Annotated in this window: 26 protein-coding genes; 19 read left to right on the forward strand and 7 right to left on the reverse strand. The window is 48.7% G+C overall.

What is annotated here, in order from left to right:
• Positions 1-88 precede the first annotated feature (88 nt).
• Positions 89-283: a hypothetical protein gene (locus tag ABOC97_RS21050; RefSeq protein ID WP_349601495.1), complete on the reverse strand. Its 195-nt coding sequence runs from the start codon at positions 281-283 to the stop codon at positions 89-91.
• Positions 284-648: 365 nt separating this feature from the next.
• Here ABOC97_RS21050 and ABOC97_RS21055 point away from each other — a divergent pair, with 365 nt between their 5' ends.
• Positions 649-873, forward strand: a complete 225-nt coding sequence (locus ABOC97_RS21055; protein WP_035896104.1) for a hypothetical protein — start codon at positions 649-651, stop codon at positions 871-873.
• 83 nt (positions 874-956) lie between these two features.
• On the opposite strand, the gene ABOC97_RS21060 is transcribed toward ABOC97_RS21055, so the two are convergent.
• The 6 genes from ABOC97_RS21060 to ABOC97_RS21085 form a co-directional block, all read right to left on the reverse strand.
• Positions 957-2,084 (reverse strand): phage integrase Arm DNA-binding domain-containing protein, encoded by a 1,128-nt coding sequence (locus ABOC97_RS21060; protein WP_349601497.1) that lies wholly within the window; start codon positions 2,082-2,084, stop codon positions 957-959.
• Positions 2,062-2,310 (reverse strand): excisionase, encoded by a 249-nt coding sequence (locus ABOC97_RS21065; RefSeq protein ID WP_349601499.1) that lies wholly within the window; start codon positions 2,308-2,310, stop codon positions 2,062-2,064. The genes ABOC97_RS21060 and ABOC97_RS21065 overlap by 23 nt, the downstream gene beginning before the upstream one ends.
• A gap of 51 nt (positions 2,311-2,361) precedes the next feature.
• The gene (locus ABOC97_RS21070; protein ID WP_349601501.1) at positions 2,362-4,821 is read right to left on the reverse strand and encodes a 3'-5' exonuclease; all 2,460 of its coding nucleotides are present in this window, start codon (positions 4,819-4,821) and stop codon (positions 2,362-2,364) included.
• Positions 4,822-4,962: 141 nt separating this feature from the next.
• Complete coding sequence (locus tag ABOC97_RS21075) at positions 4,963-5,307, reverse strand: Rrf2 family transcriptional regulator (protein WP_349601503.1); 345 nt, start codon at positions 5,305-5,307, stop codon at positions 4,963-4,965.
• Positions 5,308-5,348: 41 nt separating this feature from the next.
• Positions 5,349-5,534, reverse strand: coding sequence for a hypothetical protein (locus ABOC97_RS21080; protein ID WP_052284084.1), 186 nt, complete (start codon positions 5,532-5,534; stop codon positions 5,349-5,351).
• 217 nt (positions 5,535-5,751) lie between these two features.
• Positions 5,752-6,141 carry a helix-turn-helix domain-containing protein gene (locus ABOC97_RS21085; RefSeq protein ID WP_349601505.1) on the reverse strand — a complete coding sequence of 130 codons (390 nt, stop codon included), beginning with the start codon at positions 6,139-6,141 and terminating at the stop codon, positions 5,752-5,754.
• A 102-nt stretch (positions 6,142-6,243) separates the two neighbouring features.
• Between ABOC97_RS21085 and ABOC97_RS21090 the strand changes: the two genes are divergently transcribed.
• The 18 genes from ABOC97_RS21090 (at position 6,244) to ABOC97_RS21175 (ending at position 16,837) form a co-directional block, all read left to right on the forward strand.
• Positions 6,244-6,459 carry a helix-turn-helix transcriptional regulator gene (locus ABOC97_RS21090; protein ID WP_349601507.1) on the forward strand — a complete coding sequence of 72 codons (216 nt, stop codon included), beginning with the start codon at positions 6,244-6,246 and terminating at the stop codon, positions 6,457-6,459.
• 3 nt (positions 6,460-6,462) lie between these two features.
• Complete coding sequence (locus ABOC97_RS21095; protein ID WP_349601509.1) at positions 6,463-7,017, forward strand: toxin YdaT family protein; 555 nt, start codon at positions 6,463-6,465, stop codon at positions 7,015-7,017.
• A 46-nt stretch (positions 7,018-7,063) separates the two neighbouring features.
• On the forward strand, positions 7,064-8,080 hold the full coding sequence (locus ABOC97_RS21100) for a DnaT-like ssDNA-binding domain-containing protein (protein WP_349601511.1): 1,017 nt from the start codon (positions 7,064-7,066) through the stop codon (positions 8,078-8,080).
• Positions 7,992-8,537 carry a replication protein P gene (locus ABOC97_RS21105; RefSeq protein ID WP_349601513.1) on the forward strand — a complete coding sequence of 182 codons (546 nt, stop codon included), beginning with the start codon at positions 7,992-7,994 and terminating at the stop codon, positions 8,535-8,537. Before ABOC97_RS21100 ends, ABOC97_RS21105 begins: the two co-directional genes overlap by 89 nt.
• 14 nt (positions 8,538-8,551) lie before the next feature.
• Positions 8,552-8,992, forward strand: a complete 441-nt coding sequence (locus ABOC97_RS21110; RefSeq protein ID WP_349601515.1) for a PerC family transcriptional regulator — start codon at positions 8,552-8,554, stop codon at positions 8,990-8,992.
• A 2-nt stretch (positions 8,993-8,994) separates the two neighbouring features.
• Positions 8,995-9,327 carry a DNA-binding protein gene (locus tag ABOC97_RS21115; RefSeq protein WP_349601517.1) on the forward strand — a complete coding sequence of 111 codons (333 nt, stop codon included), beginning with the start codon at positions 8,995-8,997 and terminating at the stop codon, positions 9,325-9,327.
• Positions 9,324-9,791, forward strand: a complete 468-nt coding sequence (locus ABOC97_RS21120; RefSeq protein WP_349601519.1) for a phage tail sheath protein — start codon at positions 9,324-9,326, stop codon at positions 9,789-9,791. The genes ABOC97_RS21115 and ABOC97_RS21120 overlap by 4 nt, the downstream gene beginning before the upstream one ends.
• Complete coding sequence (locus ABOC97_RS21125; RefSeq protein ID WP_349601521.1) at positions 9,788-10,102, forward strand: hypothetical protein; 315 nt, start codon at positions 9,788-9,790, stop codon at positions 10,100-10,102. The genes ABOC97_RS21120 and ABOC97_RS21125 overlap by 4 nt, the downstream gene beginning before the upstream one ends.
• A 2-nt stretch (positions 10,103-10,104) precedes the next feature.
• Positions 10,105-10,641, forward strand: a complete 537-nt coding sequence (locus ABOC97_RS21130; protein ID WP_459253835.1) for a hypothetical protein — start codon at positions 10,105-10,107, stop codon at positions 10,639-10,641.
• Positions 10,638-11,102 carry a hypothetical protein gene (locus tag ABOC97_RS21135; RefSeq protein WP_349601525.1) on the forward strand — a complete coding sequence of 155 codons (465 nt, stop codon included), beginning with the start codon at positions 10,638-10,640 and terminating at the stop codon, positions 11,100-11,102. The genes ABOC97_RS21130 and ABOC97_RS21135 overlap by 4 nt, the downstream gene beginning before the upstream one ends.
• Positions 11,102-11,260 carry a hypothetical protein gene (locus tag ABOC97_RS21140; protein WP_349601601.1) on the forward strand — a complete coding sequence of 53 codons (159 nt, stop codon included), beginning with the start codon at positions 11,102-11,104 and terminating at the stop codon, positions 11,258-11,260. Before ABOC97_RS21135 ends, ABOC97_RS21140 begins: the two co-directional genes overlap by 1 nt.
• A gap of 165 nt (positions 11,261-11,425) precedes the next feature.
• The gene (locus ABOC97_RS21145) at positions 11,426-13,222 is read left to right on the forward strand and encodes an HsdM family class I SAM-dependent methyltransferase (protein ID WP_349601527.1); all 1,797 of its coding nucleotides are present in this window, start codon (positions 11,426-11,428) and stop codon (positions 13,220-13,222) included.
• Positions 13,219-14,301: a BsuBI/PstI family type II restriction endonuclease gene (locus ABOC97_RS21150; RefSeq protein WP_349601529.1), complete on the forward strand. Its 1,083-nt coding sequence runs from the start codon at positions 13,219-13,221 to the stop codon at positions 14,299-14,301. The genes ABOC97_RS21145 and ABOC97_RS21150 overlap by 4 nt, the downstream gene beginning before the upstream one ends.
• 271 nt (positions 14,302-14,572) lie before the next feature.
• Positions 14,573-14,806: a DinI family protein gene (locus ABOC97_RS21155; protein ID WP_112203896.1), complete on the forward strand. Its 234-nt coding sequence runs from the start codon at positions 14,573-14,575 to the stop codon at positions 14,804-14,806.
• A gap of 37 nt (positions 14,807-14,843) precedes the next feature.
• Positions 14,844-15,101, forward strand: coding sequence for a hypothetical protein (locus tag ABOC97_RS21160; RefSeq protein ID WP_309300376.1), 258 nt, complete (start codon positions 14,844-14,846; stop codon positions 15,099-15,101).
• A 127-nt stretch (positions 15,102-15,228) separates the two neighbouring features.
• Entirely contained in the window at positions 15,229-15,429 is a 201-nt protein-coding gene (locus ABOC97_RS21165) for a hypothetical protein (RefSeq protein WP_052284090.1), read from the forward strand.
• Entirely contained in the window at positions 15,426-15,803 is a 378-nt protein-coding gene (locus ABOC97_RS21170; protein WP_172728739.1) for a RusA family crossover junction endodeoxyribonuclease, read from the forward strand. Before ABOC97_RS21165 ends, ABOC97_RS21170 begins: the two co-directional genes overlap by 4 nt.
• Positions 15,788-16,837: a DUF968 domain-containing protein gene (locus ABOC97_RS21175; RefSeq protein WP_349601532.1), complete on the forward strand. Its 1,050-nt coding sequence runs from the start codon at positions 15,788-15,790 to the stop codon at positions 16,835-16,837. Before ABOC97_RS21170 ends, ABOC97_RS21175 begins: the two co-directional genes overlap by 16 nt.
• Positions 16,838-16,847: the final 10 nt, after the last annotated feature.

The raw sequence follows: 16,847 nt of genomic DNA on the forward strand, positions 1-16,847 counted from the left end.
GTGGAGCAGGAAGGACATCTGATGGAAATGGAAGCCACGCAAGCACCTTAAAATCACCATCATACACTAAATCAGTAAGTTGGCAGCATTACCCATTACCTTTAAGCATATAGATACCCGGTGACTGCTCATAACCGGAGTAAATTATTTTTTCATTATCGTAAATATAGCTTACTGTGATCAATCCTTCGCTAATCTGGACTTCACAAAGGTGATCGGTCCACGGCGCTTCGTCTTCATCATAATAAAGAGTATCCATCAGCGAGCGTTTATAAATCGGCACGATAATTTCCTTATGCTAAATTGGTTTTAAATAATTAATTGTAATCAATTTCTTATGATAACCTCATGGATATAAGCTATTCAATGTAAATATTGTTTTTTGTGCTGGTTAATAAATACTATCCCTAATGCAAATTACGTGGAAACCATTTAACTTATTTACTTCTCTCATGGGGGGAATTTTTAAACGCACACCCGATTTCAGTATCATTCGGCTGTTGTTGTAGCGGTTAACCGTTCAAACTCTGATAGTGGTGTTAGGTGTGATTTCAAATACGGTGCTTTACAACCAACGGTTTAGGTAATTTTGATAGCTTGCTCACGGTGAACGCCCTAAACTAGCGGGGTAAACATAAGGAGATAGCAATGTTAGAAGGGTACTTCGATCTCGACGGCGCCACCGGCGTTGATGCTGCTGAAAACCACAAGCGCTTACTGGCCGTTCAGGCTGCTCTGGAAATCTCCAAAGCGTCCGTTTCTGCCTCCACTGCAAACTCTGGGATCCGCTCCCAGATGGACCTGCGCAACGTTTCTCAGGAAGTTGCCGCACTGGCTGACGCCATCCAGGATGCGCTGGAAATCAGCGAGTAAATCCTCTTGCCGCCTCCGGGCGGCATTCATCTTTTTTAGCTCTTCTGCAAAACTCCTGCAAAACCCTTCTGCAAAACTGGCTATTAAATGACCAGCATTCTCCACTCTTTTCCCCTCGAGTCGTTATATCTGTCTGTCATTGCCTGGCTGGCATGTCCCATCAATATTTGCGTGTTAACTCCCTGTTCGCGATATAGCCGTTCTGATAATGAACGTTGTTCGTGAAAGGTCGGTGGGGTTCCATCTTTTGTCCAATCGTAGGCAACGGACTCTCTGGCTTTTCTAAAAGCAGCAGTCAAGGTTGTAGGTTTGACTTTACCACCTCTTACTGCAGTTCCTTTCGCATTGTGATGGTGCAGAATATAGGGACTTAATACGCTATCCCGGCACATTGTGATTACATCACCAATGCTGTAACCAATCCTGTCGCATTTTAATGCGAGAGGTAATGCAATTTTGGCCCCAGTTTTTTCTTGCTCGATAAGAAGATAATCATTCGATATGTCAGAAAATTTCATTTTGCATATGTCAGATATCCGTTGCCCAGTGACCAGAGCCAGCAGCATGCTTTTCTGTAGGTAGTAATTATCCTTTTCTGCAGCATCGTAAATAAGAGCCCATTCTTCAAAACTAAGCCGTTGCCGCGATATTTTTACATGCGGTTTTTTAGCTGATTCAGCAGGGTTGAATCCAGCAGGAACGTCGCCTAATTGTTGCGCTTCTTTAAACACGTCTATGATTACCTTTCTGAAAATTTGCCCCATGCGGTTATGACCTTGCTGCTTGTATTCATCAAGGATCATTACAATATCTTTCACTGTTACCTGATCAAGCGGCCGCATTCCAAGGTGCTGTTCAAAGACTTTAAGAGGAGATGATTTTTGTTTTAATGTATTAATTTTAATCTCTCCACGCTCGTAGCGTTCTTCCTGAATGGTTCTGTAGCGTGCAGCGAAATCGCTGACGCTAGACGAACCACCAATCTTCCTGATTAACTCATCTTTAATTTTTAGTGTCTGTCGCATCTGTTGTTCGGCAAGCCGGCTATTTGCTTCCATCGCGAGTTCCTTCGCCAACTTCTCATCAGAGCCCAGTCCATGAAACTTGCCAGTAACAGGATGCTTATAGCGCCAATAGACTTTATTGGTTCTCGAATCCATATAGGGTGATAGCCCTGGAATCGTGACGTTATACTTTCGCGGCCTGCCCATCTTCCAGAATTCTCCTTAGCAACGGGTGATCTTGTTTCTTGACCTCTGGTTGAGATGAGAAACCGACGAAACGCGCCGTAATTTCAACACGCCAGCTCTTACCGACTTTGCAAGCTGGTGGAGAGATCATGCCGTTCTTGGCGTATTTGTTTAGTGTTGATGGGCCGGGGATGGGATTACCGAACTCACGCTCAGCCCACTCTGATAGCAGTACAAGTCTTGCCATATTTCCTCCAGAGTATGGCCCACAAGAGGGCCATGTGCTGATATCGAAAAATCAGTTATTAATGAGTTGCTGCCAGATAGCAGAGACATACTTGACCTGATGACGCGCATCAGAGAGGGCATTGTGCATATCCCCATCAAATGGGATGTCGTAGCGCGGATTAATACCGATAGCTTTACCCAGTTCTGTCATGGTCCGCACGTCGCGATCATTCCGGAACTTCCACGGGCATTCGATATTGGCGCGGTCATAGGATGAACGCAGGATCACGTTGTCGAACGATGCGCCATTTCCCCAAACCTGCACATCAGAACCGGCGTCAGAGTTTTCGCTGATGAAATCAGAAAATAGCTCCAGCGCATCAGTTAGCGCCATTGTGTCGGTCATAGCGATCGCCGAACGAGCCTCAGGAGATTGTTTTAACCACCAGATAATTGTCCCGGCGTCAGGGACACCACCAAGGAGCATGGAGGATTCAAGAGAAACCACCGTATAAAACTCTGCCCCTGTATTGCCGGTGTTCGGGTTAAAGAACACTGCACCGATCGAAACAATAGGAGCGTTAGACTTATTTCCCATTGTTTCGAGGTCAACCATGAGGTGCCGGTAATCATCATTGTGATGACCGGTATCATTAATCATGGGATCTGTTTGACCACTATCTTCAACATTGCCTGCAGTTGAGTCAGTTGCTGTTTTGCTGATTGGCACTTCAGGAGCAATCGTGGCTTCATTACTGCGAGTTTCTTCCATCTGCACATTGCTGGTGGTCTCCAGATCTTTTGCTGTATCAGGTGTCGCTACGGTTGTAATTAAGTTATCGATGGAAAAGATCCCGTTACCGACATTGCAGACTTCAGTTGTTCTGGGTTTGGTGAGATCTTCATGAACCCATTCAGGATCATTCGGGTCGCTAATTCCCTCGACAAATTCACCGCGGCCGGCGGCGAGTCTTTTGCTCATATCGTCACGCAGAGAATCCTCAGTTGATGCATCAGTGCTTTCATCTTCTGGCGAAGGTAAATGCCGGGCCGCAGCGAGTAATTCAGTGCTAGGGCTAGCGTGGTCCGTTTCCGTCAGATTTTTGCTGATATAAGCAAGGTGCTCGCTCGGGAATAAATGGATCTCCGGGCGTGCCTGGCGAATCAGGGCAAATATTGCGGCGCGGGAATAGTCCAGGATGCCAGCGGATTTCCGCAGCAATTCAGACCAGGCGCTAAACGCTGGCATTGTTTGCTTGTTTTTTACGATGTCCTTACTACGCTGCAGGATCCCCCGGGGGAATGCGTAAATATCAAAATCCATCGGTAGTAATGCGGCCGCGATATCTAGGTCCAGAGTATCAAGAGAATGCTCTAACAAATCCCCGCGGTCTGTTTTGCCAACGCCGCCAGCGTTTGTCCCTGTATCCGTGGTTTTCATTGGGATCGGGCCACATGGTTTGCCTGTACGCCATGCTTTCACGAATACGCCGCGGTTAATATGCGGGGTAATCCACCAGTCACGGATGAAAGAGATTAGCTGGTTGAGCTCTGGTTTTTTATTTTCAGACGGCCAGATTGATTTGATCGCTTCACACAGGAAACTAAGGTTTGCGTCGTTCGCCTTATCCTTAAACTCACCGGCGTTCTCGGCGGCCAGAAGCAGATTCTGAACGTAGCTGTTATCGGTGTCTGTTTCGGCGTCAGCGATTTGTTTAATTAGGTCCGCGTCGGCGATGGTAACCAGTTCATGAGTTAAGTATTGCGCCAGCAAACGACGGCGGAATGACATGCTGGCAACCGATACCTGCATGTTTTCTGGCTCGGTTTGTGGCTCTTGCTTCCGTGACCAGGCTTCTACTACTGCAACGCGCTCATCTTCGGTGTCGCATGTTTCATAGTCCTGGACAAACAGGGCTATGTCCTGCCCGGTCATTTCATCAGTTTTTTCATGCCAGATTTCTGCCAACAGCTTAACCAGCAAGCTACGCGCCGCACAGGCGCAGCCTGACTCAATAAGTTTTGCCGCGAGTTTATCTGTCAGTTCTAAAACGTCCGGGGATGTTAGCGCAGCAGCTGCGACACACAGCGCATTGTGAGTACCATCTTTATTCTCGAGATATTCATTGATGGTGCTGACTTCTTCCTGTGATGGGTGCTGCTTGCCGTAGAGCAAGTGACAGGCCACCTGCTGAGCGGGGGAGAGCTCGCGAACAGAAAGGTAGTCGTTACTTTCGGTTGTGGATTTCACAACGATTTTTTGCCAGCAGTTGTTGTCATCGAGCTGGTAACGGTCGCACCAGGTGTCATCCAGTACGCTTTCTGCCGGTAGATCGTCCAGAACTGGAAAGTTTGTGCGGATAGGGAGCTGGTGGTCGGCAGCACGCCCGACGGTGATCCCTTCATCCTCAAGAATGTTCAGTATCTCGCGGTCTGCTCGCGAATCAGATTTTGCAGAAAACCAGCAAAAAATGCTTTTAGCCTCAGTGGCTTTCGCTTTTGCTTTAATCAGGTACGCATAGTTGTTCATTGCGTTCGGGCTCCTTCAGGTTGTAAGATACCCGGCAGCTGATGGCAGCCGCCTTGGTGGTGGTCATTGGTCAAAACTCGAAACCGGAACGCTTTGGTCGGCTTTCCGGGTGCTTAACCCGCCTTGCGCGGGTTTTGTGCTTTATGGGGCTGGGGAATCGCCCCTCAGCAGTTGCGACACGCGAACGCCGTCAAGCGCTCGCAGGATAGGCTCAAAGGTTTTATGGGCTGGCAGTTTAGATACCGCAGTGATTACGTCTGTAACAGTGATGTCTTCGCCTCTAGGGCTATAACCGCCACCGGGTCCGCGCTGCGAGATAACCAGGTTACCGTTGCGCAGCTTTTTGAAGATCTGCTCAAGGTATGAAGTGGACAGCTTTGATTCTTTGCTGATAGCCGTCAGGGACACCGGCGAACCATCGTACATTTTGTTCAGGGTAGCGACGGCCTGGACGGATGCCAGAACGCGTTTCATTCCAAATTCCATATTCACATCTCCGGCCGCGACGGCCATTGGTCAAAACTCGATTAGAAACTTTTTACTGGCTGTTGGTCGGCAGCCGGGTCGCCTTTCTGGGCGAGGAAGTAGCAGAGTCGGCGGATCCACACTTCGATTAAATTCAATTTCACGGCTTGTTGCCGAGCTGGTCGGGCTGCAAAACAACTCAGCTTCACGGCCTGCTGGCGTGCTGGTCTGCGTGCAAAATCAATCATGATTTCTCCTGTGTGCCTTTAACGTCTGGCTGACGGAACGGTGATACCTGCTGCGCGTTGATGGTTGTCATCTGAGATTTGCTTTCAATGACGACGTTTCGAAATAATACTCACATATCGTGAGATTGTCGTCAATACGTTTTGTGAAATGCATGGGCGTAAAAAAGCCAACCGGTTAGGCTTGGCTATTTTAGATAGGGGAAATGAGGTTTAGATCTTACGAGTCCGAAGGTTTAAATCTACCGCGTAAGTACTTATCAACATACTCGTCTATCTCTTTGAGTCGAGTCTCAAACAAGTCAATCATGCGATCTTGTTCAGCTTCGGGAAGTTGTTCAAAGAGGTTTAGCAGTTTTCTTTGTCTCTGCGGGAGTTGCTCTCCACAACTCTCTGCGTCACCAAACAGTATGTAACTCGGTGAAGTATCGAGGTTTCTCGCGAGCAGGATTGCATCATCGGCCCCAATGTTTCTGGTGCCAATTTCATAATTTGCTACGCGTGACGACGCTGACCAGCCGCATAGCTTTGCTAACTGAGACTGGCTCATCCCCTTCTTGGTCCGAAGGTTACGTAGTCTTTCGCCGATTGTTTCTGCAAGTGTCTTCATCAGTAAATTTTATCACGCTCGGTGAAACTAAGTTACTCACGTATTGTATTGACATGATATTCACGATATGTGAATAATGGCGACATAAACATGGAGAACAATATGAATCTGATTTCGAAATACCGAAAAAAAGGCGGCTTATCACAACAAATCCTTGCTCAAAGGATTGGCTGGGGACAATCAAGACTTGCTAATTACGAAGTTAATACTCGAACCCCAAGCCTTGCTGACTCTCGCTCTATCGTTGCTGCTCTTAATTCTTTGGGTGTTGTGTGCTGCCTTGATGACGTTTTTCCTCCATCTAAAAAAGAGGGCTGATAAATGCAACCTAGTACCTTCAATCATCTTATCGAACCGGTGAACCTAAAGCTGAAAACAAAAAATCAGTATTCGCCACGTCGCCGCGATGGCATGCAGTGCCAGAAAATTTATGCGGCAGTGCAGGAATGGGAATCCACGATCCCCGGCAAAGCACAGGATGTGGTGGCGCAGCTGGTGGCCGAACAGTGGGAAAAACAAAACGGTCGCGGCATCAGTGTTAACAAGCAAAACCTGTACCGCTACCTGAAAAACGAAAACAGTTCTGAGAAATACACCGGCTATGTCATCCAGCTTTCCACGGCGATTGCTGATGCGATGCCGATTGAAGTAGCCCGTAAGTACGGTTTAAAGCGCGGGTTAACGGAAACAGAGCTGGTGGCCAGTGCGATCAAAGAGTGTAGCGATGCTCACCAGGCGAAGTTGTTAGGCGCTCCGGTTCAGAAGCTTGAACGCGAGATAAGAGAGGCTGCAATCGCATTGTTTAACCTGCTTCCATCAGATCTGGCGGGACCACTACTGGCGAGCGTAGCCGCCGTAGCGCCACAGTGTTTTTAATCGAGTTTTGACCAATGAGTACCGTAAAGAATCGAGAGGAGGCCGCATGAGCATTGACGCAATGCGATGGGCCAAAAAGGTGAAGACCGGGAAATCATCTGCAAAGGCGGTATTAACCTGGCTTGCAGATATGTGTGGGGCGGATCTTTGTGCTTTTCCATCCATTCCAGCGCTAGCCGAAGCAACTGAACTGGATAAGAAAACCGTTCAGTCCAGCCTGCAATATTTAGTGTCCGTTGGGCTGATTCAGGATACCGGTGAACGTCGGGGCAGGACAAAACAAATTCCTGTGTACCGTCTCCTTGGTGTGGAAGAAAGCATTGGAGATTTAGAACACACCCGAAAACGGGAACATTACCAAAATCGGGATCGTTTAAATGCACCCAAAAACGGGGTTGTTACACCATCAAACGATACCGAAAACGGTTGTGTTTCCGGTATGAAAAACAACCAAACGATCCCGTTTTTTCCGTCAAACGATCCCAAAAACGGGATCCGGAATCTACCAAAGGAACCTAAAGATCTAAACCCCATACATAGAGAAATGGTCGGACCAGATACCCCGGATTATCCTGGACAGCCCGGAATTGCGTTTGGTGGTAGCCAGTCGTTTGGAAAATTCCAAATGTACCAGGGCTGGAAACCTTCCGGCGATTTCCAGCGGCAAGCGGTGCTTTGGGGGATGCCTGTTAAGCAAGGGCTAAACCTTCCGGCGGAGCTGAGTAGTTTCATTGCCTACTGGCAGGCTGAGGGGAAAGTTTTTCATCAAGTTCAGTGGGAGCAGAAGTTAGCCCGGCACCTAAACAGGGCAGTAGCCCAGTCAAAACCAGCACAAGGGGAAACAGGTCATGTGGGAACGCGAACTGAACCAGCAGCATCCAGAGCTGTTCAACAGATACGAGCAGCCCGTGAACAACGGCAACGCGCTGCAGAACACTCAGGCGAGCGAAACGGCCTGGCGTCTGTGGGAAGTCATGGGCGAGATATTTTCGAATCGCTGGATTCAGAAGAACGGGGAAGAACCGTCAGAACTCTGGATGGCCCAAATTGGAACGATGAGTGAAGCCCAGATTGCGCTGGTGTGTAGCCAGTGCATGGAGCGGTGTGCTTTGGGTCACACATGGCCGCCAGATCTTGCCGAGTTTGTTTCGTTGGTTTCTTCCAGCGGCGCCAACCCATTCAATCTGACCTCTGACGCCGTTCTTACAGAGTACAGACTCTGGCGAAACGAATCATACCGTTATTCGGGGAGCGACAAATACCCGTGGAAACAGGACGTGCTCTATCACATCTGCATTGAAATGCGCAGAACCGGAGTGGAAAGAAGTCTGACAGAAGGAGAGCTAAAAAAGCTGGCAGATAAGTTACTGACGAAGTGGACGAAGCATCTGGCTAACGGCTTTTCAATCCCGCCGATACGCCGCCAGTTAGCTGCGCCAAGTCACCCTTCGGGGCCAACGCCAGCGCAAATACTGATGGACGAGTACAAGCGCCGCAAAGCGGCAGGTTTAACCAAGTAAGCGAGTTTTGACCAATGACCAAAAAGACCAAAGACCGAGTAACACAGGCGCAGCTGGTGCTCGCCATTGTGGGCAGAACGCCTGATTGCGTCCTGCAGGATATTTGCGAAGCGCTGGATCTTCCGTCAAGCAGTGCGGGAAATCATCTGCGCCAGCTGTACTACGCAGGAAAGCTGGGGCGAATTAACAACGGCACTCAGTACGTTTACCGGGTACGTGCAGGCGTTGAGATCCCCGATGTTGAATTGCCAGATATGGCGCCGCGCTCTGCACCAGAAAACCTGCAGGAAGTTCAGGAGGCGATGGCAAAGGCCAAAGCGCTAGAGAGCAAAGGGCTCTGGCGGAGAGCTGCGACGGCTTACACCTCGATCATGGGGATGACTAGCACTTCAAACGAACTATGGGGCATTGCAAGGCTGCGCAACCGCTGCCTGCGTAATGCTCAAAGGTGCTAATCATGGCAAAGAAACTTCGGAAAAAAGGTAAGGACTGGTGCCGGGCTGAGTTGATGGTTGTGCGGCTGTGTAGCGGGAAAATGCGGGTTAAACAGATTGGTCTGCTGATAGGGCGAACTGATGCCGCAATCCGCACTAAGGCACGAGAAGCAGGCATAAATTTGCGTCTCTGCGGTCAGTTTCACCAGTCAGTTAAATACCTGGCCGCTGATGTTGCGCTAGCACGCGAACTGCACTCTGAAGGGATCGCACTTAGCGTAATTGCCGAAAAGCTGGAACTCCCAGCAGGCATGGTTAAGCAGTATGTGTATTTAGAACGGAGGGTTCAGGCATGAAACCAACATACGAAGAATTACAGCTGCAGCTGGCGGCGGCGGTCGCAGAGAACGGGCAAATGTTGCGCCTGTTGACTGACATTAGCGAAAACCACGACGAGTACGTGAATGCAGACGAATACCTGTATGCCGGTGTTCCGATGGATTACGTTTCTGAAATTAACGCATACGTATCTCGCGATGTTGATGCTGAAAATCCATTCAAGGCAACAGACGCGTACCTGGCTGAAGTTCGGGCGCTCGCCCGCCAGGAGGGTGCTCACTTTGTTGCTAATCGGATGTTGGCTGCGTGGGAAGCTGGATTCATTGAAGATACTGCGAAGAACGCTGCTGATATTGCCCGGATGATCCTGACGGCAACAGAGTTTATGGCCGATTCGCCGGAAGGTGATTTTGATCGCTCATTCGCCGATGGCGTACTCGAAGATATCGCCGCCCAGTTACGCCAAGGAGCTAAATCATGAACACTAAAATCGTAGCTATGCCAGTTGAGCGTGACCAATACGGTTATTGGACTCACCCACTTTACGATGAGTTTTGCGCTGGTCGTGAGCACATTCCATCTGCTGAATTCAATGACTGGATGAAAGCACAAGGACTGCAGTGGACCGTGGAATATCGTGATGAAGAAGATATCGACCCTGAAGTTGATGGGTACGATATCTCTACCTGGCAGCCTGAAGCGCCTGCTGGTGAAGGTTGGTTTGTCGGTTCCATCCATGACACTGAAGATGGCGCTGTGTGCATCTGGTTACGCCAAGGAGGTGCGCAATGAGCATCGCAGTCGAAAAAATGGATGTGCTGGCATTCACTGTCACTGGAGCAGAACGCCTCGACCCGGTTAGCGTGATGATTGAAAACTATGAACCAGGCAAAGGTCGAATCACTATCACCTGCTTCGGTAAGGCGTGGACCGGCGCCTGGTTTGCCATGGGCGGCGACACCGTGCAGAAATTCATGAAGCGCGTCAGCAACGAGTACCTTATCGGCTATTTTGATCCGCAACTGCAAATCACGGTTGATGATGACAATGATGCCAACCTGGTTTTCGTTAAGAGTGAGATTATCAAGCTGCGTCGTGAGCAGGAAATTGACGGCAATGAAGCCCGCTCAATGTGGGATGAAGCTGAAGATGCTGATGATGTGAAGGCGAGCTGCTGCAATTATCTCGTCGGTGACAAGCTGCTCAGCCTGCTGGGTGATGACCCATGGTACGCGAAGTGGCCTTCAGTGCTGAATCATCATTATCGCTATCTTGACCGGATTGTTGACGCAGTCCGTGAAGGCCTGAATGAACTGGAGCGTGCAGCATGACATTCAACTTAACAGACCCAGCTAACCAGTTAACTGACGAGCAGGTCGTAACGCTGCAGCTGCGCATTATGAGCGCGTTGTCATTCTACCGCCAGCGCCCGGAGAAGGAAGCCAGGAGAATGGCAGAGTTGCTTGAGCTTGCAGGTGCTGCTGCTAGTGAGCTTCAGGGGCGGCGTAAATCCGATGCATTGCCAGCAACTCAACCATCCAGAATGAGCGGCATCATGCCCGATTATGAAGGCGTCGCAATGACTCAGCGCGAGTGTTACATGGCTGGCAAGGAAGCTGGTCTGGCTGAGGCTCGCAAATCTCCGGTGATTCCTGACGGTTACGTACTGGTGCCAGTTGAGCCAACTTTGGGGATGTTGGACGAGTTCGATTCAATTATCGATTACGGCGCGGAAGACTCAAAGGATGCCTGGCGCAGATTGTTAACGGCAGCGCCGCAGGAGGTGAAGTGATGGACCCATTACTCGAGTGCGCCTGTAAACGCGTCATTGAGCTTGAGGGGCTGCTACTGGTGGAAGTACCTGAAACTTTCTGGCCTGCTGAAGTTGGCATGGTCTTATCACAGGTTAAAGTCGCCGGGGTACTCCCGGCTCATCACCAGCGCCGCTAGACCATTTGGAATGCACGACAAATCATCAATTGAACTCGTGTAGAGGAATTGATTGTCATAACGGGTTATGAGATCGATTAGGTGCGTGATATTCTTCGGGCCAATTTGTTATGCGCCACCATGAGATGTTATGGCCCGCATGTTTGATACACTAGGATTTCGCTTATGAACGTGCAACATTTTGATTTTTTTACAGATACTGAATTATCCAATCTGGAACGATATCAAACTTGTAAAGCCATGGCTAAAGGTTATGCGAACAGTTACAAAACCGAACAATCAAGATTAATGCAAGCGCGCTCATATTGTTCCAGTATTGTTGCTGCTTATTGGGATGTCTTGGCAAAAAAGCAAAAAAGTAACATTAAAATGAGAGCTGTTCCGCATACAGTTTACATGGAGGGGTTGCCATGTGATGCCCGTGAGCTTGCTGAACGAACCGGGGCACTTGTTGCCCGATTTCCTGCAGAGGATGCGGGCTATCTAATTGGCTCCATCTATACGGTTATGCTTCCTTCTGCTTACCGTTCTGAAATGGGGGCTTACTACACTCCACCTCCTTTGGTATCCCGATTGCTGGATTTAGCTGAAAAGTCTGGCGTTGATTTTTCGCATGCTAGTGTGATTGATCCGGCATGTGGTGGGGGGGCGTTTTTAGCCCCCGCAGCATTAAGAATGCTAAAAAAAGACAAGGGTTCTTCTCCTGAATGGATTTTTCGGAGAATTAGCAATCGATTAAAGGGAATAGAAATTGATCCGTTTGCAGCCTGGATGAGCTCGGTTTTGCTTGAGTCAGTGCTCATGCCATTATGTGTGAAAGCTAAGCGGAGGTTGCCAGAAGATACAATTATTGTTGGTGACGCACTTCATCATGATCATATCTCTGGTTATGATCTTGTAATAGGAAATCCGCCGTATGGACGCGTAACGCTTGATATACAAACGAGAGAGAAATATTCGCGTTCTCTTTTTGGACATGCGAATTTGTATGGTTTATTTACCGACTTAGCAGTTCGCATGGTTAAAGAGAATACAGGTGTTGTTGCATTTCTAACTCCCACATCATTTCTTGGTGGGCAGTATTTCACTGCACTGCGAACTCTTTTGACAGAGAAAACTACTCCGTTTGCTTTCGATTTTGTTACTGATCGAGATGGTGTATTTGATGATGTGCTTCAGGAAACAATGTTGACCGCATTTAGGGCTGGGGAACATAACATCCAGGCACAGGTGTCTTCTCTTGTTCCAAAGGGGTTGAATAAAGCGAAAATCGAGAGAATAGGTAACGTTGAGATAGAAAAAGGCGGCGCAACCTGGCTTTTGCCGCGTGTTAAAGATGATGCCCGCTTTCTCGACAAGTTGAAAACAATGCCTATGCGTTTAGCTGAACTTGGGTACTCAGTATCCACAGGCCAGTTAGTCTGGAATCGATTTAAGTCGCAGTTACGTACGACTAAAGGGAAGAATAGCTACCCATTAATTTGGGCAGAATCGATCACTTCAGAAGGTTTTCGCTTTAGTGCTGACAGAAAAAATCACGTACCTTATATCGATATAGCCCCTAGGCAGGATTTTCTAGTGACGGCATCGGAGTGCGTGCTTGTTCAACGTACAACCTCTAAAGAACAGGATAAAAGAATTTTAGCTGTGATACTGCCTCAGAATTTTATAGATGAAACAGGTGGTGTTGTGGTTGAAAACCATATTAATATTGTTTATTCAAACGGATTTTTCTCTGCGGTTAATCCCGAGACGATAGCTGTGTTGCTTAATTCACACGTTGTTGATCGGGCGTTCAGGTGTATAAGCGGTAGTGTGGCTGTCTCTGCTTATGAATTGAATTCTATTCCACTGCCTTCTCTGGAGCAGGTGATGGAAATTCAATCTTTACTCGATGCGGGTGTACACAGACAGATTATCGAGAGGACGATCGCAGGCTTCTATGGAGTGATGTTTGCATGAGCTTACCTGTTATTCCCCCATTGAACGTTATCATGGAAAGATTGCCATTAATTTTTCCTGAAGGTACTGAGAATCGCGGATATTTAATCCGAGAGATAGCAGCAAAGACCATTTTTGTTATGTTTTACGCAGGAGCTATTGAAGGTCTAGAACGATGGATCAGACCTAGCCAAGTCGTAAGTATGGGGGATTCACAGGCTGCCCTGACAGATACTGTTAGTCGAGATAGTTGGGTGAAAATGACTTTTTCGACAAAAAAGACGCGACCTGTTGATGCGTGGTATGCCGAAAACACGCGTGAGCCGATACGTGATGAAACGATCAAAAACGGCCTAATACCGTGTAATGCGATTGTTGAGCGTAAAGGGATACCAACTACCTCCTCGCACCCTCGTTATTGTTTAAATCAATCCTTTGCAGCTCTCTTTGATACTGGGTTGGAAAATGACGTTCTATTACATGCAATAAGTAACTGGCAAGAAAATCACTTGAACAAAGCTGCTCTTGCGAGGTTACGTTTATTGAAATCCGGGGCAGAGATTGCTGAGGATGCAGTAATTGTCACTTTTCCGAATGGCGAAAAAAGAACTTTAGCTCCGGGTCCTTCAAGTGTGATAGCAAAAGCCGTTATTGAGGTTTTTGCCCCAAACTTTCTAAAAAAACCAACTGTGCTTTGGTTGTCTGAGTCCGGGAATAAAGTTATAGCGCGAGATGAAGTATTAGCACAGGCATTAGGCCTGAATATTGATGCATCAAAAGCTCTTCCTGATATTATTTTGGTTGACTTAGGTGAAGATAGAACCGGTTCTGATATGCTCGTCGTCTTTACTGAAGTAGTAGCGACTGATGGTCCTATAAATAGAGAAAGGAAAATTACGCTTACCCGTTTGGCTATCGATGCTGGGTTTAGCGAGGGAAATCTTGCATTTCTTACGGCATTTATAGATCGTAGTGCTGCGCCTTTTCGGAAGGCAATTCCAGAATTAGCTTGGGGATCATACGCGTGGTTTGCTTCAGAACCTGATCATCTAATTGATCTCAGAGATGATTCGCCAGTGAAGATCAGCCAGAGACAGTAAGCAAAACCTAGTTAGGCAAACTGATACCAGGAGTATTCCCTGCTACTACCCCGTAGTATAATACGACGCGTCGAACCTGACGAATTACCCATAATCTGAGCCCTAAAACAACCCAAAAACACCAGAACCCGCCCCGGCGGGTTTTTTTGTTGGCGCCAGAAAACTCATTAGAAACAACATAGTAACCTTCGCAAAAAATGCCTTTATAGGATTGATAAATCTGCTGCATGGGTGTACTGTTTATTTGTACAGTATTTCGAGCGGAGGACGTATGAGAGTCGAAGTCACAATCGATAAAAAGAAAAAGTTACCTGATGGCGCAGTACCTGCACTGGAAGCCGAATTGCTACGCCGATTAAGCCAGAATTATGAAGACTGTAAGCTGATTGTCCGTCGTACCAGTACCGATGGCCTGAGTGTCACTGGTGGCGCTGATGGCGACAAAAAGCGAGTCGAGCAAATCCTGCAGGAAACGTGGGAAAGCGCGGACGACTGGTTTTATTAATTCGACGCCGAAACAGGGCAGTAGCGAGGGGTTTGTAGTGGATCTAAAACAGAATATGCCTGATCAGGGCTATGTCGTAATTCGATGCGATGATGGCGTTATTGTCGCCAGGCTTCCATCATTTCCTGTCAGCGAGCGCGCGCTGATGTACCGCCGCGGGGATGTGATTTCCTTCATGCCTTTGCAGCCAGATGAGATAGTAGGCACACCGTCGTTATTCGCTCAAATGCTTGAAATGGCAAAGTCCCGACCTGGTTACCTGATTCCATCCGGTTCTGCTAAACTCCCGTCATAGGTCTGAACAGCCTATACCTGCTGCGCCACGGAGACACCATGGCGCAAAACACACAAATCCCGATTTTTTCCCTGATGTGCAGCCACGTCAGCGGTTCTCTTTTGTCTTTTTTCTGCCGAGGTACGGTATGAAAAGAGACTGGTTCTATCAGGACAACCTGACCGAAGAACAGGCCGAAGAGCTGGTGGCCCGTTATCGTGCTAATAACATCACCGTAGAAAAAAGCCTCGATGTTGATCCCCGCTTTTGGGTTGTATCAGCATTCCTGCCTGTATCTGACCGCCACCAGCGTACACAGCGCTCTATGTGCTCGCGGGGGTGGAAATGAACGAGAAGGTTTACAACATCACCCCACTGGGCAAACCCCGAATGACGCGCGCCGATAAATGGAAAAAACGCCCGGAGGTTCTCCGGTACCGTGCTTTCTGTGACGAGGTGAGGCTGAACAAGGTCACGCTCCCGGAAAGCGGGTATCACGTTATCTTTGTGCTGCCGATGCCGCCGAGCTGGAGTAAGAAGAAACGAGCCTTAATGGATGGGAAACCCCACCAGCAAAAGCCTGATAAAGACAATTTAGAAAAGGCGCTGCTGGATGCCCTTTTTGGCGAGGATAGCCATATCTGGGATGGGCGCGTGACCAAAATCTGGGGCGAAACCGGAAAGATGATCATCCGGGAGGGGGAACCGTGCGAGCTCTCCTGATGCCAGAGATTGCCCGTCATATGGGTATTGTTCTGCTGAAGCCAGGCAAGGAGCTGATGGGCTTATTCAACGGCGGACGTATTCTGATTGAGCGGCAACCGGACTCCATGAAAGATTTGCCGTCGGGCAGAATAGCGGACGCCCGGCAACTGCTGGCGGAAGATCCGACACTAACGCCATTCTTTCTGGATGCGCGTGTTGTTCGAGTTGCTGGTGGCTTTGCGGCGCTGGAGGACTGGCTGGGCCGTAATGTTTCAAAATGCCAGTGGCCGCACAGCAACTACCACCACCGTGAGCTGGTGATGTTCAGGCATGAGCCGGGTTCAATTGTCGCGTGCTGGCATTGTGACAACGAGCTACGCAACCAGAGCGACAAAGTTCTGGATGAGCTGATCGCCAGAAACCTCGCTGATTGGGTGATTGAATGTGTTCGTATCAAAACCGGCTGCGCTGCGGACAGAATGCTTTCGCTGGCTGAGTTGTGCTGGTGGGCCGTATCAGAGGGGATAGGGGATGCCATAACCGAAAATATGGCGAGCCGTTCCCTTGGCCTGAAAGATGATCCTTTCCAGTCGGTCTACAAAGAAAGCGAGATTGTTCCGTCATACCCGGCAGCGGACATACTCGCCGAACGGATTAGTCTTGTTCCTGCCCGTCAGGCAGCTGCTGAACCACAACCGGAACCAAAAGCAGTAAAACCCGTTGTTCAGGTTCAGGTAGACCCAGAAGCCCCCGCCACATTATTCGCCCGGCCTAAGCGTATTCGCTGGATATCACCGCGCTTTATTGAATGGGTTAAAACCCAGCCGTGTGCGTGCTGTGGACAGTCGGCAGATGATGCCCACCATCTTATCGGATGGGGACAGGGCGGGATGGCAACCAAAGCCCACGACATTTTCATCCTACCGCTATGCCGGGTTCATCACCGCCGGTTACATGACAACCCCGCCGCATTCGAGCGCGAGTATGCGCCGCAGCCAGTATTAATCATTCAATTGCTGGACCGGGCCTATGCGCTCGGCGTTCTGGCGTAAAGGAGAATCA

Source organism: Kluyvera huaxiensis (assembly GCF_040149365.1).
Lineage (GTDB): Bacteria > Pseudomonadota > Gammaproteobacteria > Enterobacterales > Enterobacteriaceae > Kluyvera > Kluyvera intermedia_A.